Origin of the sequence: Aquabacterium sp. G14 (assembly GCF_037482285.1) — a bacterium.
GTDB lineage: Bacteria > Pseudomonadota > Gammaproteobacteria > Burkholderiales > Burkholderiaceae_C > Aquabacterium.
Map to the genome: position 1 here is coordinate 168,253 of NZ_JBBEYB010000004.1, position 14,404 is coordinate 182,656.

Consider the following 14,404-nt stretch of genomic DNA (forward strand, 5'->3'; position numbering starts at 1 on the left):
TTGGGCATGAATGGCAGGGATGTACCAGGCACACGATTCCGGTAAGCAACAGTGGCCGCAAGGTTGGGCGCAGTGGCGTCATGACGTGGTGCCCAGTGAGGCCGTCGATGGCCCTCTGGCCGCTCATTTCCGTGCCCGTCAGATCAAGGCACTGGTGCGCATGTTGCCCCTGGTCACGGCGGGCAATGCGGTCAATGTCATGGGCATCTCGTGGGTGTTCTGGGGGCGACTGCCTCACCTGATCCTGGCCCTGTGGTGCTTTGCCGTGGTGCTGTCCTTGCCGGTGGCCGCGGTGTGGTGGCGCCGCCTGATTCGCAAGGCGCCTCGCCCGGTCGCCACGCGCGGTGCCGCCCGGCTCATCGTGGCGCAGGTGGTGTTCTTCGCGGTGCTGTGGTCGGTGCTGCCTGCCATGGTGTTTCCCGATGCCGATCATGCAGGTTCGCTGCTGATTGCGGCCGTGGTGGTGGGCACCATCTGCGGTGGCGCGTTCCTGCTCAGTCCCATGGTGCCGGTGGCATGGGCCTTCGTGCTGACCCTGTCCGTGGCGAGCATCGTGGGGCTGGCCCGCTCTGGCGTGGCCGACAACCACACCTTGCTGGCCCTGCTGGTTGTGTACGCCGTGATCATGTGCGCCGTGAGCTATGCCAGCGGCAAAGTCTTCGTCAGCCGCTTGCGCGCCGAGGCCGAGACCGATCGCCAGAAGCAGCTGATCGACCTGCTGTTGCGCGATTTCGAAGAGCACGCCTCCGACTGGTTGTGGGAGGTCTCGCCCACGGGTCACCTGCGTCACGTCTCAGGGCGTCTGTCCGAGTCCTTCGGCCTGCCCGCCAAGCAGCTCTTGCAACAATCCTTCACCGAGTTGCTGGCCCTGATGGTGCCGCCTGACGACGACGAGGCAACCGAGGCCTTGAACCGGCTCACCACCTGCCTGCGCATGGGCCAGCCCTTCCGTGATCTGGAGATCCCGGTGGAGGTGGCCCACGAGATTCACTGGTGGTCCTTGTCGGCCAAACCCTTGTTCGACGACAAGGGCCGGGCGGCGGGCTGGCGGGGTGTGGGCTCCGACATCACCCACACCCGTCAGGCGCGCGATGAGTTGGCCCGTCTGGCCAATTACGACGCGCTCACCGGACTGGCCAACCGCCATCGCTTCAGCACCGAACTGGAGCGACTCAAGGCCGCCCCCGACGCCGAGCCACGTCCGTGTGCGCTGCTGTTCCTTGACCTCGACAACTTCAAGCACATCAACGACTCGCTGGGACACAGCGTCGGCGATCAGTTGCTGCGTCGGGTCGGTGGCCGTCTCAAGACCATCCTGGCCGAGGGCGACCTGTTGGCCCGCTTGGGGGGCGACGAATTCGCATTGCTGACCTGGCGTTACACCAGCCCCAAGAAGTCGGGCGCGCTGGCCGAGCGCCTGCTCAACCTGCTCAGCGAACCCATCCAGCTCGATGACGTGCTCGTGGAGGTGCGTGCCAGCATCGGCGTGGCGCTGGCGCCGCGTGACGGGCGTGATCCGCAGTCTTTGCTCCAGTGTGCCGACCTGGCCTTGTACGCTGCCAAGGCGGCTGGCCGCAACACCTTCCGCTTCTTCGACATCGGCTTGGCCGACAGCGCCCGTGCCCGCGTGCGTTTGCAAAATGAACTCGGCCAGGCGCTCGCGGCCGAGCAGTTCCAGCTGTACTTCCAGCCCCAGATGCACCTTGACAGTGGTGAGGTCATCGGCTTTGAGGCCTTGGTGCGCTGGCAGCATTCTGAGCGGGGGTTGATCGGTCCGGGTGAGTTCATCCCTGTGGCCGAAGAGACTGGTCAGATCGTGCCACTGGGCAACTGGGTGCTGCGCGAGGCGTGCCTGGCCGCCGCCAAGTGGCCGGAAGCGTTGCGTGTGGCCGTCAACCTGTCTGCGGTGCAGTTCCGAAGTTCGGCGGTGCTCGATCTGGTGGACGAGGCTCTCTACATCAGTGGACTGGCTCCGGAGCGTCTGGAGTTGGAAATCACCGAGTCTGCGCTGATCGAAGACCACGACGGTGCCCAGGCCACGCTGATGGCCTTGCGCGCGCGTGGCGTGCGGGTGGCCATGGACGATTTCGGCACCGGCTACTCCTCCCTGGCCTATCTGCGCCGCTTCCCGCTCGACAAGCTCAAGATCGACGGCATGTTCGTGCGCTCGCTCGACAGTGACCAGGACGCTCAGGCGGTGGTCACGGCCATCATCACGCTGGCCCAGGCTCTGCGCCTGGACATCACCGCCGAAGGGGTGGAGACCGCCGAACAGCTGGTCATGTTGCGTGCGCTGGGGTGTGGCGACGTGCAGGGCTTCCTGATCTCGCGCCCCATGCCGGCACAGGAGGTGGCGGCTTACCTGGAGCGCACCAACATGAGCTTGGCTTGAGGTGCCGGTTCCTGCCGCGCGCCATCGGCGATCAGGCATCAGGGAAAGCGAGAACCCCGACTCGTGGTGTCACCGGGGTTCTGACGCGTTTTCGCCCAAGTGCCGCTGCTACATTGGGGCGCTACGAGGCTTCCCGCTAGGGGGGCCCCGATGTGTTGATGCGAGGACCATGTGATGACGAGAATGCGTGATGTGCTGAAGTGGTTGATGACCACGATGTTGATGGCTTGCAGCCTGGGTGCCTGGGCTGCAGAGGACAGTGCTTACGTGCTGGGCGCGGGTGACCAGATTCGGGTCACGGTGTACCAGAACCCGGACTTGCTGGTCGAAACCCGCATCCCTGAAGGCGGGGTGATCTCCTACCCCTTGCTGGGCAGTGTGCAGATCGGTGGGCTCACCGTGTCGGACGCCGAGAAGAAGATCGCCAAAGGCCTGAAGGATGGCAACTTCCTCAAGCAGCCTCAGGTCGCGATCCTGGTGATCGCCGTGAAGGCCAACCAGGTGTCGGTGCTGGGGCAGGTGAACCGTCCGGGTCGTTATCCGCTGGAAGCGGGCAACTCGCGACTGAGCGAAGTCTTGGCGCTGGCCGGCGGCATCGTGCCGGGCGTGGGCTCTGACATCGTGGTGGTGTCGGGCACGCGAGAGGGCAAGCCTTTCCGCCTGGAAGTGGACTTCCCCAAGGTATTTGCCAGCCAGGGCACGGTCGAAGACATGCAGCTGCAAAACGGCGACAGCATCTGGGTGGACCGCGCCCCCCAGATTTATGTGTATGGCGAAGTGCAGCGTCCTGGCGCTCAGGTGCTGGTGCGTGACACCACCGTGCTGCAGGCGCTGGCGACCGCCGGTGGCTTGACCCTGCGCGGCACCGAGCGCGGCATCAAAGTGCACCGCCGCGATGCGTCGGGCAAGGTCAAGATCATCGAGCCGGGCATGAACGACAAGCTTCAGCCGTCCGACATCATCTACATCAAGGAAAGCCTGTTCTGATCAGGCGCTTTCCCGCTTTGACCCGTATGCAGGCCTGAGGTGACTCAGGCCTTTTTCATGGTCAGGCCTTCTTTTCCCACGCCACGGCGTAGAAGCCGTCGGTGGCATGGCGGTGCGGCCACAGGCGCAGGTGGCCGGCCGGTGTGACCAGCGTCTCGGCCTGGGCCACGCCCATCTTCTCCAGTTGTTCCTTCGCGTCCAGCAGCACGAAGTCCGGGTGGCTTTCGCTGAAGGCGTTGGCAATGACCTCGTTCTCGGCGGGCATCAGGCTGCAGGTGGCGTACACCAGACGGCCACCCGGCTTGAGCAGGCGGGCGGCACTGTTCAGGATGGATGTCTGCTTGGCTTGCAACTGCTCGATGGCCTTGGGGCTTTGACGCCACTTCAGGTCGGGGTTGCGGCGCAGGGTGCCCAGGCCCGAACAGGGCGCATCGACCAGCACGCGATCGATCTTGCCGCGCAGGCGCTTGATGCGGTCGTCGTTTTCGTGCGCAATCTGGGTCGCGTACACGTTCGACAGGCCGCTGCGCGCCAGGCGCGGCTTGAGGTTATCCAGGCGGTGGCCGGAGATGTCGAAGGCGTACAGGCGGCCCGTGTTGCGCATCATCGCGCCCAGGGCCAGGGTCTTGCCGCCGGCGCCGGCGCAGAAGTCCACCACCATTTCACCGCGCTTGGCACCTGTCAGCAGGGCCAGCAGTTGGCTGCCTTCGTCCTGCACTTCCACTTCGCCACCGGTGTAGAGCGCCAGCTTTTGCAGCGCCGGCTTGCCCTGGATGCGCAGGCCAATGGGCGAGTAGGGCGTCGGTTCGGCGTGGATGTTGGCGGCGGCCAGGGCCTCGATCACGGCTTCGCGCTTGTTCTTGATCGCGTTGACGCGCAGGTCCAGCGGGGCGCCGGCCGAGAAGGTGGCCACCAGGGCCCAGAACTCTTCATCGCTCAGCTGCGCGCGCAGGCTGTTGGACAGCCAGTCGGGCAGGTTGTGGCGCAGCTTGTCGGGCATCGCACTGCGGTCCACGGCCTGGGTGCGTTCCAGCCATTGGGCCTCGTCGGCGGTCATGCCCTTTTTCAGGACATGGGGTTCACCTTGCCAGGCCAGCAGCACCAGTCGGCGCTCCATCGGGCCGTGACCGGACTGGGCCAGGTTGGCCCACAGCAGGCGCTGGCGCAGCACCGCGTAGGCGGTTTCGGCCAGAGCGTGGCGTTCGCGCTGCCCCAGCTCCTTGTGGCTGCGGAAGAAGTACGAGACGATGCTGTCGGCCGGGGCGTCGAGCTTGAGCACCTCACGGACGAGTTGCGTGGTGAGGTCGAGGAGGGCGTTCGGATGCATGGGCCGGATTATCCCGCGTTCGCTCCCATTCCGGGGGCGCCCACAGGTGTTTCAGTCGTTCGGACCATGGACCGGGGCGGGCCATGTCGCGCAGCATGGCCACCCACTCGTGGATCGTCAGCCAGATCGGGTTGTGGCTGTGCACCTGGCGCACCAGGCCGTAGTCGGGCGCTTCGGTCTCGGGCACGAAGGTGCCAAACAGGCGGTCGAAGATGATCAGCGTGCCGCCGTAGTTCTTGTCGATGTAGCGCGGGTTGCGGCCATGGTGGGCCCGGTGGTGTGAGGGCGTGTTGAAGATGAACTCGATGGGCGCGGGCAGCTTGGCGATCCACTGTGTGTGCACGAAGAACTGGTAGGCCAGATTGATGGCCAGCGCAAACAGCACCCAGCGTGGCTCGAAGCCCAGCCAGACCAGCGGGGTGTAGAACAGCCAGTTGCCGGCAAAGCTGTAGAGCCAGCTCTGGCGCATGGCGGTGGTGAAGTTCATGTGCTCCGAGCCGTGGTGCACGACGTGTGCGCACCAGAACCAGCGGATGCGGTGGCTGGCACGGTGGAAGACGTAGTAGCAGAACTCCACGCCCAGGAAGAGGGCGGCGAAGGTCCAGGGCGTGATGTCGATCGTGGTGAGGCGGTGGCCGTAGACAAAAGTCATCGCGGGCAGCACCAGGGTCAGCACGATCACCACGTCGAGCAGCATGTAGACGCCGCCCAGGTTCAGGCTGTCGAGCGCGTCACGCAGTTCGTAAATGGGTGGGCCGGCTTGACGGTCACGGCGCCGCAAATGCAGCCATTCCACCAGCACCGTCAGCAGGAACACGGGCGCCAGCAGCACCAGCAGCCATTCGCGCAGGTCGGAGTGAGCGAGCCAGGGCGGCACGGTGAAAGGCAAATCGATGCGCCAGGTGGCGAGCAAGGTGGCCAGGTCGGTCATGGTGATCAGGCGGGGGGGAAAGGCAGCGGATGGCTGCAAACAGGCCTTCAGCTTGCCGTGCCGCGGCGGGCATTTCTTGACCGATCGCGCCAAATTGAGGCGGCACGCATGAGGCTCGTCCCGATGGCCGTGGGGCCGCAAGGGCGGCATGATCGGGGCTGTCTTGATGGAAGGTCCATGGTCGAAACCCGCGTTGCCTCGTCTTACGTTCAGCTGTTGCAGGAATACCTGGTGCAGCAGGGGCTGGACCCATCGCAGGTGCTGGGCGAGGCGCCCGACCCGGACGCGCACTTCGTGCCCATGTCGATCTGGCAGCGCTGGCTGGCCCGGGTGGATGCGCTGGAGCAGCGGCCCGGCCTGGGGCTGCGCATTGCCGAGGGCATCGGGCCGCATCATTTCGGGGTGCTGGGCCATGTGGCCCTGGCCTGCGCGACGTTGGGCGAGGCCCTGCAGCGACTGGAGCGCTTTCATGCCTCCGTGTACGACGCGAACCCGGCGGAAGTGCGCCCCGGCCCTGACGGTGTGGCGGTGGAGTGGGGCGTGGCCCGTGGCCGGCCCGGCGCCCTGGTGGATGAGACCGCGATTGCGTCGCTGGTGCAACTGGCGCGCAACCTGACCGGACGCTACTGGCCGGTGCGCGAGGTGTGCTTCGTCAACCCACCGCCCACGCAGGTGCAGCCCTATCTCGACTTCTTTGGCGGTGGCGTGCGGTTTGATGCGGCCTGCACCCGCATCGTGCTCGATGCCGCCGTGCTGGGCCTGCCCATGCGCCAGGCCGACTCGGCCTTGCTCGCCGCGCTGGACCGCGAGGCCGAAGCGCTGCTGGCCGAGGTGTCACGGGTGCCCGCCGTGGTCGATGCCTGGCGCCGCACCCTGGTGCCCTTGATCCGCGAGGGGCGCACCACGCTGGCGGCCTTGGCCGAGGCCCACCACACCAGCGTGCGCAGTCTGCAGCGCCGCCTGGCCGAGCAGGGCACCTCGTTTCAGCAACTGCTGGACGACACCCGTCGGCACCTGGCCGAGGCCCACCTGACACGCGATCGGCTGGACGTGACCGAGATCGCCTTGCTGCTGGGCTATTCCGAGCAAAGCGCCTTCACGCGGGCCTTTCGCCATTGGACGGGGCTGCCCCCGGTGCAATGGCGTCGGCAGCGGCAGCTGACACTCTGTCGTCGGGCTTTGACAATTGGCCGCAGCACATGAGTGGCAGCACATGAACAGGATCCAACGATGAGTCCAGGGACACGCACAGCGCCGCCTCCCAGCCCCTTGCCTCCAACATCCGAGTCGCCTGTGCCCGCACCACCGCTGTCGGTCGTGCACGCGGGTCAGATCGCCACGGGTCGCTATGCCGGGTGCATCCCACGCATCGACTGGTCGACCTTGACGAGTGCCCAGCAGCGCGCGATCTGGTGGCGTCGCTGTCACCACAAGCGTTGGCAGTACGTGGGGCTGGCGGCCGAACACTGGTTCATCGGCTTGGCCATTGTGGACCTGGGGTGGGCCATGTCGGCGTTTGCCTATGTGTTCGATCGCCGGCACAAGCGGGTGGTGCTGGACTGGTCGCAAGATGGCTTGCCCTGGCTGTCAGGCGCGGTGAGCGACCAACCGGTGCATGGCGGGCAGGCGCGGTTTCGCGGTCCAGGTGCCACGTTGCGCATCGGTCAGTCCGCGGGAGAGACGCTGGCCGTGCGGGTGCGGGCGGGTGGCTTGCGTCTGCAGGTGGATTTGGATGTGAGTCAGGCACCGCCTTTCTTGCTGGCGGTGGGCCCCGTGCACGGTGGCCTGGGGCACGCCACACAGAAGTCCCCCGGCCTGCCCGTGGCGGGCTGGTTCGAGCTGGAGGGTGAGCGACACAGCCTGCAAGATGCCACCGGCAGCCTGGACAGCTCCAACGGGCTGCTGGCACGTGACACCGCCTGGCGCTGGGCGAGCGCGCACGACCGGCATCTGGGTTTCAACCTGCAGCAAGGCTACTTTGGCGACCAGGAAAATGCGCTGTGGCTGGACGGGGGGCTGCATCCCTTGGGCGCGGCACAGTTCGACTTCGATCCGGCGCATCCCCTGAGCCCCTGGCGTATCCACACCGACGATGGCCTGCTCGAGTTGCAGTTCCGTCCGGAGGGCGCGCGTCAAGATCGGCGCAACCTCGGCGTCGCGGCCAGCAGCTACATCCAGCCCGTGGGCACCTTCCACGGCTGGGTGCGCACGGCCCCCGACGGGCCTGTCATCCCGATCGATGGGCTGCTGGGGGTGACCGAGGATCACCGCTCGCGGTGGTGAGCCATCGTGCCACTCCGTCGCCGCCGCTAAGTCAAAACCGTCGGCATCGTCTTTGATGCAGGTCCAAAAAGGGCATTTCGGGCTGTCATGCACGCGTCGGCAGCTTGGCGCACAATCGGCGCCCGTGCCTCATCCGGGTGGGTGGGGCACCTGTGCTGAGAATAGAGGGGTAGGCCCGGAATGACCTTGCATCAACGACTGCGCGACCTGGATGCCGCACGCCTGCGTGGCATGAAGCGTGGCATCGAGAAGGAAGGCCTGCGTGTGGCGCCGGACGGTGCCTTGGCACGCACGCCCCATCCGGCAGCCTTGGGCTCGGCCCTGACCCATCCGCACATCACCACCGATTTCAGCGAATCGCAGCTGGAGCTGGTGACGGGTGTGCACGACCGCGTTGACGACTGCCTCAACGAGCTCACCACCATCCACCGCGTGGTACTGCAATCGCTGGGCGACGAGTGCATGTGGGCCGCGAGCATGCCGGGCCGCTTGCCCGCCGATGCCGACATCCCGATTGGCTACTACGGCAGCTCGAACGTCGGCCAGGCCAAGCGCGTGTATCGCCTGGGCCTGTCGCATCGCTACGGCTCGCGGATGCAGACCATCTCGGGCATTCACTACAACTGGTCCTTCCCTGGCGCCAGCAGTGCCGACTACTTTGCGCTGATCCGCAACTTCCGTCGCCACTCCTTCTTGCTGCTGGTGCTGTTTGGTGCCTCGCCTGCGGTGACCTCGGCCTTTGCCGCCGGCCAGCCGCATGGCCTGGACACCCTGAGCGACGCGACGCTCTACCTGCCCTACGCCACCTCGCTGCGCATGGGTCGCCTGGGTTACCAGAGCGATGCGCAATCGGCCCTGTGCGTGAGCTACAACGACCTGGAAGGCTATGCCAACTCGCTGCACGAAGCGCTGACGGTGCCGTACCCGGCTTACGAGGCCATCGGCATCCGTGACGAGCAGGGCGGCTACCGCCAGCTGGCGACCAGCTTGCTGCAGATCGAAAACGAGTTCTACAGCACCATCCGTCCCAAGCGCGTGATCCGCAGCGGTGAGCGTCCCTTGCACGCCCTGCGCGAGCGGGGTGTGGAGTACGTGGAGGTACGTTGCATGGACCTCAATCCCTTCCTGGCGGTGGGCATCGATACGCACACGGCCCGGGTGCTGGACGTGTTCCTGACGCATGCGCTGCTCTCGGACAGCCCGCCGGACAGCCCTGAGGAGATCCGAGCCTTGCAGGCCAACCACCTGTTGGCGGCATCCCGTGGGCGCGAGCCGGGGCTGATGCTGCAACGGGGCGGTCAAGTCATCAGCTTGCGGGATTGGGGTTTGGCCTTGCTGGACGAAGGCATGGCGGTGGCCGAAGCCTTGGACCAAGCCCAAGGTGGCGAGGCGTATCAGGCAGCCTGGGCCCAGGCGCGCCGCGACTTCCTGGCGCCCGACACCTTGCCCTCGGCCCGTGTGCTGGAGGCGATCCGCACGCAGCATGCTGGTCGCTTCGATGCCTTTGGCTTGGCTTGTTCGCAAGACGTGAAGCAGTCCCTGTTGTCGCAGCCCTTGTCGGAGGCTGAACGCGCCACCTGGCAGGCGCAGGCGCAAGCCTCCTTGGCCGAACAGGCGCAGATCGAGGCCGCGGACACGCTGGACTTCGAGGCCTTCCGTCAGCGCTACGTGGACCCAGCCGGCTTGACCGTACAGGCTGCTTGAGCGCCTGCGCCTCCCCGGTTCACGGGGGAGGCGGTGCCTGCTGCATGGTCAATTGTGTCTGCGTGTTGCAGTCGCCAGATGTGTCCGAATTTCTCTCTTAGAGTGATTGGGCCGGCCGCGGGCTGGCAACACCAATCATAGGGAGGACCGGAACATGAGCATGCGCAATGGCTTGAGCGCGGTGATGCTGGCGGCGGCCTGCGTGGGCGGAGCCCAGGCGGCCAACATCGCCTTGACCTTTGACACCGATGCCCAAGGTATCACCGCAACGGGCGGCACCTTGGTTCACGAGGCGGGCGGCTACCTGGCGCAAACCGACATCGATGGCGCCAACATGTCGCTGTACCTGCCGTCGTCCCTGCTGGGCAACTGGTCGCAGTATCTGGGCGGCACCTTGTCCTTCGATGCCATCAACCTCAGCGGTGTCGCATCGGATTGGGGGGACTTCGGGCAGGTCACTTTGACCGGTTCGGCTGGGCAGGTGACAGTGGATCTGGTACCAGGCACAGAGCCGGGTGGCACCTGGCAAACCTATGCCACGACGCTGGATGCGGCCACCTGGGGTGCCAACCTGGGCGATGTGCTGGCCGATGTCACGAGCGTGAGCATCGTGCTGGAGTCACACAATGGCTTCGGGCAAGGTAACAGCGAGATCAATGGCTTTGACAACTTCAAGGTGTCGGCTGCGGCCGTGCCGGAGCCCTCGACCTGGGCGCTGTTGGCGACCGGTTTGGCCTTGATGGCATGTGTCCATCGACGTCGTTCACGTCATTGAGTCGGGGCAGCTCTGCAGTGACCATCTCGGGTTGCGCGGAGCCTTTCTCAGGCTGATCCCGATCAAGGTACACCTGATGTCCGCACCATTGAGCTCATTCGCACGTCTTCGTGGATGGACCGCCACCATCCTGGTGACGGCTTCCCTGTTTGGCTGTGGTGGCGGTGGATCTTCCGATACGCCCAACGCGCCACCTGTGCAACCGACGGGCTTTGTTGCCATTGCCGCGGGCGCCACACATTCGGTGGCCATCAAGGCCGACGGCAGCCTGTGGACATGGGGGTGTTCCACCTACGGTTCTGCATGCGACAAGACGGCTGCGACCAGCCAGGCGCCGACCCGATTGGACGCCACGAGTGACCAGGCTTACACCGCCGTATCCTCTGGGGAGTTTCACAACCTGGCACTCAAGGCGGATGGCTCCTTGTGGGCTTGGGGCAAGAACGAGAACGGTCAACTCGGCAACGGTGCGAATGTGGATGAGGCACTGCCCATTCGCGTTGGCCAAGCCCTTTACCAGCAGGTGAGCGCCGGGGGCGCGCACTCAGCAGCGATCGACCGCGACGGTCGTTTGTGGACTTGGGGCCAGAACACCTATGGTCAGTTGGGTGATGGCGGGGTCGACACCACGGATGTACCGAAGCACATCATGGCAGGGACCCAGTTCATTGCCGTGGCGGCTGGGCCGTACCACACGGCTGCCATCGATGCCGGTGGCAATCTGTGGACTTGGGGCGGCAATGCTCATGGGCAATTGGGTGACGGCACCAACCTGACTCAGTCCATGCCGCAAAAAATTGATGTTTGGGACGTTGGGCTGACGCCTCTGAAGTTCACGCAGGTGGCTGCGGGTACCACCAATACCGCAGCGATCACCGAGAGCGGTGATCTCTATGTGTGGGGTTGGAATGGGTATGGGCAAGTGGGGGATGGGTCGGCTGCGGATCAATCAACCCCAGTCAAAATTGCCGGCCCGGGGTATGCCCATGTGTCCATCAACGAGTGGCATGGCCTGGCGGTGAAGCAAGACGGGAGCCTGTGGGCTTGGGGGAGCAACTGCTGCGGCCAGATTGGCAATGAACCCAAATCGGATGCTGCGACACCGGTTCAGGTCGGCGCGCCAGGCACTTACCGCCATGCCGTGGCGGGCCGTTGGCACAGTGCGGCACTGAACCGAGAGGGTGGCTTGCGAGTTTGGGGCGACAACAGCTACGACCAATTGGGCCAAAGTTGCGAGCAAGAGTACTGTTCCATCAGCGTGCCCAGCGGACTTGCTTTTTAGCTTCGGCCGACCTTGTCTGGCATCAGGCTTGGCGCAGTGCCTGACGCACCTCTTGCATACTAGGTCGATCGAGCACGTGCGCATCGGTGCAACGCGCCTGCCAGTGACGCAAAGTCTGTGCACGCGGATCATCGTCCTCCGCGGTGGCGGTGCCTTGCAGCAGTTCTTCGAGCAGGTGGCCAAACGCCAGCGTGTCCATCCTGGCCAGCGCATCGCGGGTGGCCTGTTGTGTCGCACCCGTCGGCAAGATGGACGCGGCGCCGAAGTCACCGAGCAGAGCCTGCCCGTCCGAGCGCCACAGGATGTTGTGCGCATACAGATCGCCGTGCAGGACACCGCGGGCGTGCAGGTGCGCGGTCGCCGAGGCGATGCCTTGCGCGAGGCGCCAGGCGGTATCGATGGACCAGGCGGCATCCGGCGCGTACACATCGCGGGTGCAACTGTCCAGGCTGGGCGGCCCGGCCAGCACGCGCCAGCTGGCATCCAGCTGTGGCATCACCAGACCTTGCCGTCCTTCAGGGTGAGCTTGCAGCACACCGTGCACCGGGATCAGGTGCGGGTGTGTGCCGGCGGTCAGGCAGGCCTGCATCTCCTGGTCCGGTAGCCCGTCGCTGGTCAGGGCCCCCTTGAAGAGCTTCACGGCCACCGCTTCGGGTTCGCCTGAGGGTGTGCGTCGCCACGTGCCCGCATGGATGTGGCCGGACGCGCCTTCACCCAGCAGGTGGGCCAGTGTCAGGCTCGACCAGGGGATGAGCGGCCAGGAGGTCTGCGCTGTCGCATCGGGTGTTGACGCGCCGCTTGCCGCGGCGACCTCACATGGGTTGCCCCCGTAGGCCAGCCAGGCCAGTTTGGGCAAGGTCAGCAACCATCCGGGCAGGGTGTGGAAGTCGTTGGCCGAGATCCGCAGCAGGCCCAGTTGCTGGCAGGCCGCCATGCTCTCGGGCAGGGTGCGCAAGCGGTTACCGGCCAGCGCGACCTTCTCCAGCCCCGAGCACCGGCCGATGGCGTCGGGCAGCGTCTCGATCTCGTTGACCGTGAGGATCAGCCAGCGCAGCGTGGGTGGCAAGGCCGAGGCCGGCACATGGCGGATGTGGTTGGACTTGAAGCCCACCATGCGCAGGCTGGGGCACGCGCCCAGGTGCTCGGGCACTTCGGTGAAGTCGTTGTCCGAGCAGAACAGCACCTTCAGCCGATGCAGACGGCTCAGGTCGGGCAGGCTGCGCAGCCGGTTACCGCTCAGGTTGAGGACTTCCAAGGTGTCGGCCAGAGCGAACACCTCCTCGGGGAGTTCGGTCAGGCCGCAAGACAGGTCGAGGCGGGTGACGCCGGCCAGTTGGCCTGCGCGCAGTCGGTTCAGGGTGTCCATGGGCAGGGTGTGGGCGTGATCGCGGCCGATCCAGTTGGGCGATCAGCCTTGCGCGGAGCGCTCCGGCTTGGCCATCACGTTGGCAAACAGGGGCAGGTCCAGGCCGCGTTGCAGCCAGGCGCGGAGGGCGGGCAAGGCCGGGGTGGCATCGAACCAGGCGCGGTCCACCTGGGCAAACTGGCGCACGAAGGGCAGCAGGGCCATGTCGGCCAGCGACCAGTGGGGGCCGAACAGGCAGGGCTGGCGCTGCAGTCGCGCTTCCAGGTCGGCCAGGTGCGTGCGGACGGCTTCATCTCTCCATTCGCTCGCCGTGCGTTCCGGATGTCGCTCGGCGTACTTGTAGCGGTCGAGCAGCTGTTTGAAGGGACCGTCGTTCTGGGCGATCAGGGCCAGCATGGCCTCCAATGGGGCGGCTTGCAGCCAGCCATCCGGGTCGTGCTGCGCCAGGGCCCAGCGCATGATGTCCAGGCTTTGCTCCAGCACCATGCCGTCGGCCAGACACAGCACCGGCACCGTGCCCTTGGGCGACAGCCGCAGCAGCTCGGCCGGCTTGTCGCGCAGCGACACCTCCTGCACCTGCACGGCCAGGCCCGCTTGCCACAGCGCCAGGCGGGCACGGATGGCGTAAGGGCAGCGCCGGTACGAGAACAGAAGGGGCAGGGTGCTCATGGCATCCGAGGCCGTGACCCGAGGGGCGCGGCCGTCACACGGCTCAACCGCCCCAGCGCACCTGCGTGGCACCTTGGCGGTGGCGCACCACGCCGTCGTTCACGCTCAGCAGGTCTTCCACCAGCCAGCGTACGGCCTGCGGGTAGATCACGTGTTCGTGCGTCAGCACACGGGCTGAGAGGCTGTCCTCGGTGTCATCGGCCAGCACCGGAACGGCGGCTTGCAGCACGATCGGGCCGTGGTCCAGCTCGGGCGTCACGAAGTGCACGGTGGCGCCGGCCAGCTTGCAACCCGCCTCGATGGCGCGCTGATGCGTGTGCAGGCCGGGGAAGGCCGGCAGCAGTGAGGGGTGGATGTTGAGCAGGCGGCCTTCGTAATGGCGCACAAAACCTTCGGTCAGGATGCGCATGAAGCCGGCCAGCACCACCACATCGGGCTGGTAGCCATCGATCACGCGGGCCAGTTCGGCATCGAAGGCCTCGCGGCTGTCAAAAGCCTTGTGGTCGACCACGGCAGTGGCAATGCCCTGGGCGGCCGCAAACTGCAGGCCGCTGGCCGAGGCCTTGTTGCTGATCACCGCCGCGATGCGGGCAGGCCAGCCCTCACGCTGACAGGCGTTGACGATGGCTTCCATGTTGGAGCCGCGGCCGGAGATCAGGATGACGATGTTTTTCATGCGGCCTAGAGT

The 14,404-nt window shown here is 65.9% G+C and carries 12 protein-coding genes; 7 read left to right on the forward strand and 5 right to left on the reverse strand.

Annotated features, from left to right (window positions below; all coding sequences use genetic code 11):
* Positions 1 to 19 precede the first annotated feature (19 nt).
* Together WIT60_RS06655 and epsE are read left to right on the forward strand one after the other, a co-directional pair.
* Complete coding sequence (locus WIT60_RS06655) at positions 20 to 2,392, forward strand: EAL domain-containing protein (RefSeq protein ID WP_339583148.1); 2,373 nt, start codon at positions 20 to 22, stop codon at positions 2,390 to 2,392.
* Positions 2,393 to 2,566: 174 nt separating this feature from the next.
* Positions 2,567 to 3,379 (forward strand): polysaccharide export protein EpsE, encoded by an 813-nt coding sequence (epsE, locus tag WIT60_RS06660; protein WP_339583149.1) that lies wholly within the window; start codon positions 2,567 to 2,569, stop codon positions 3,377 to 3,379.
* A 61-nt stretch (positions 3,380 to 3,440) separates the two neighbouring features.
* On the opposite strand, the gene WIT60_RS06665 is transcribed toward epsE, so the two are convergent.
* Both WIT60_RS06665 and WIT60_RS06670 read right to left on the reverse strand, forming a co-directional pair.
* Positions 3,441 to 4,706, reverse strand: a complete 1,266-nt coding sequence (locus WIT60_RS06665) for an RsmB/NOP family class I SAM-dependent RNA methyltransferase (RefSeq protein ID WP_339583150.1) — start codon at positions 4,704 to 4,706, stop codon at positions 3,441 to 3,443.
* Positions 4,660 to 5,637: a sterol desaturase family protein gene (locus WIT60_RS06670; protein ID WP_339583151.1), complete on the reverse strand. Its 978-nt coding sequence runs from the start codon at positions 5,635 to 5,637 to the stop codon at positions 4,660 to 4,662. The genes WIT60_RS06665 and WIT60_RS06670 overlap by 47 nt, the downstream gene beginning before the upstream one ends.
* A gap of 177 nt (positions 5,638 to 5,814) precedes the next feature.
* On the opposite strand from WIT60_RS06670, the gene WIT60_RS06675 reads away from it, so the two are divergent.
* From WIT60_RS06675 to WIT60_RS06695, 5 genes are all read left to right on the forward strand, one after another.
* Positions 5,815 to 6,840 (forward strand): AraC family transcriptional regulator, encoded by a 1,026-nt coding sequence (locus WIT60_RS06675; RefSeq protein ID WP_339583152.1) that lies wholly within the window; start codon positions 5,815 to 5,817, stop codon positions 6,838 to 6,840.
* Positions 6,841 to 6,867: 27 nt separating this feature from the next.
* Positions 6,868 to 7,920, forward strand: coding sequence for a DUF2804 domain-containing protein (locus WIT60_RS06680; RefSeq protein ID WP_339583153.1), 1,053 nt, complete (start codon positions 6,868 to 6,870; stop codon positions 7,918 to 7,920).
* A gap of 180 nt (positions 7,921 to 8,100) precedes the next feature.
* The gene (gene gshA, locus WIT60_RS06685; protein ID WP_339583154.1) at positions 8,101 to 9,624 is read left to right on the forward strand and encodes a glutamate--cysteine ligase; all 1,524 of its coding nucleotides are present in this window, start codon (positions 8,101 to 8,103) and stop codon (positions 9,622 to 9,624) included.
* Positions 9,625 to 9,778: 154 nt separating this feature from the next.
* Positions 9,779 to 10,399, forward strand: coding sequence for a PEP-CTERM sorting domain-containing protein (locus WIT60_RS06690; protein WP_339583155.1), 621 nt, complete (start codon positions 9,779 to 9,781; stop codon positions 10,397 to 10,399).
* A 76-nt stretch (positions 10,400 to 10,475) separates the two neighbouring features.
* Complete coding sequence (locus WIT60_RS06695; protein ID WP_339583156.1) at positions 10,476 to 11,681, forward strand: RCC1 domain-containing protein; 1,206 nt, start codon at positions 10,476 to 10,478, stop codon at positions 11,679 to 11,681.
* A gap of 22 nt (positions 11,682 to 11,703) precedes the next feature.
* Here WIT60_RS06695 and WIT60_RS06700 read toward each other — a convergent pair whose 3' ends face one another.
* The 3 genes from WIT60_RS06700 to purN are packed head-to-tail and all read right to left on the reverse strand — an operon-like array spanning position 11,704 to position 14,392.
* Entirely contained in the window at positions 11,704 to 13,047 is a 1,344-nt protein-coding gene (locus WIT60_RS06700) for a leucine-rich repeat-containing protein kinase family protein (protein ID WP_339583157.1), read from the reverse strand.
* Positions 13,048 to 13,089: 42 nt separating this feature from the next.
* Entirely contained in the window at positions 13,090 to 13,716 is a 627-nt protein-coding gene (locus WIT60_RS06705) for a glutathione S-transferase (RefSeq protein WP_339583158.1), read from the reverse strand.
* 43 nt (positions 13,717 to 13,759) lie between these two features.
* Positions 13,760 to 14,392: a phosphoribosylglycinamide formyltransferase gene (purN, locus tag WIT60_RS06710; protein ID WP_339583159.1), complete on the reverse strand. Its 633-nt coding sequence runs from the start codon at positions 14,390 to 14,392 to the stop codon at positions 13,760 to 13,762.
* Positions 14,393 to 14,404: the final 12 nt, after the last annotated feature.

Excerpts from the sequence above, each read along its gene's own strand:
- WIT60_RS06705 (WP_339583158.1), bottom strand. The coding sequence starts at position 13,716 with ATGAGCACCCTGCCCCTTCTGTTCTCGTACCGGCGCTGCCCTTACGCC.
- epsE (WP_339583149.1), top strand. The coding sequence starts at position 2,567 with ATGACGAGAATGCGTGATGTGCTGAAGTGGTTGATGACCACGATGTTG.
- WIT60_RS06665 (WP_339583150.1), bottom strand. The coding sequence starts at position 4,706 with ATGCATCCGAACGCCCTCCTCGACCTCACCACGCAACTCGTCCGTGAG.
- WIT60_RS06670 (WP_339583151.1), bottom strand. The coding sequence starts at position 5,637 with ATGACCGACCTGGCCACCTTGCTCGCCACCTGGCGCATCGATTTGCCT.
- WIT60_RS06695 (WP_339583156.1), top strand. The coding sequence starts at position 10,476 with ATGTCCGCACCATTGAGCTCATTCGCACGTCTTCGTGGATGGACCGCC.
- WIT60_RS06680 (WP_339583153.1), top strand. The coding sequence starts at position 6,868 with ATGAGTCCAGGGACACGCACAGCGCCGCCTCCCAGCCCCTTGCCTCCA.
- WIT60_RS06655 (WP_339583148.1), top strand. The coding sequence starts at position 20 with ATGTACCAGGCACACGATTCCGGTAAGCAACAGTGGCCGCAAGGTTGG.
- WIT60_RS06690 (WP_339583155.1), top strand. The coding sequence starts at position 9,779 with ATGAGCATGCGCAATGGCTTGAGCGCGGTGATGCTGGCGGCGGCCTGC.
- purN (WP_339583159.1), bottom strand. The coding sequence starts at position 14,392 with ATGAAAAACATCGTCATCCTGATCTCCGGCCGCGGCTCCAACATGGAA.
- gshA (WP_339583154.1), top strand. The coding sequence starts at position 8,101 with ATGACCTTGCATCAACGACTGCGCGACCTGGATGCCGCACGCCTGCGT.
- WIT60_RS06700 (WP_339583157.1), bottom strand. The coding sequence starts at position 13,047 with ATGGACACCCTGAACCGACTGCGCGCAGGCCAACTGGCCGGCGTCACC.
- WIT60_RS06675 (WP_339583152.1), top strand. The coding sequence starts at position 5,815 with ATGGTCGAAACCCGCGTTGCCTCGTCTTACGTTCAGCTGTTGCAGGAA.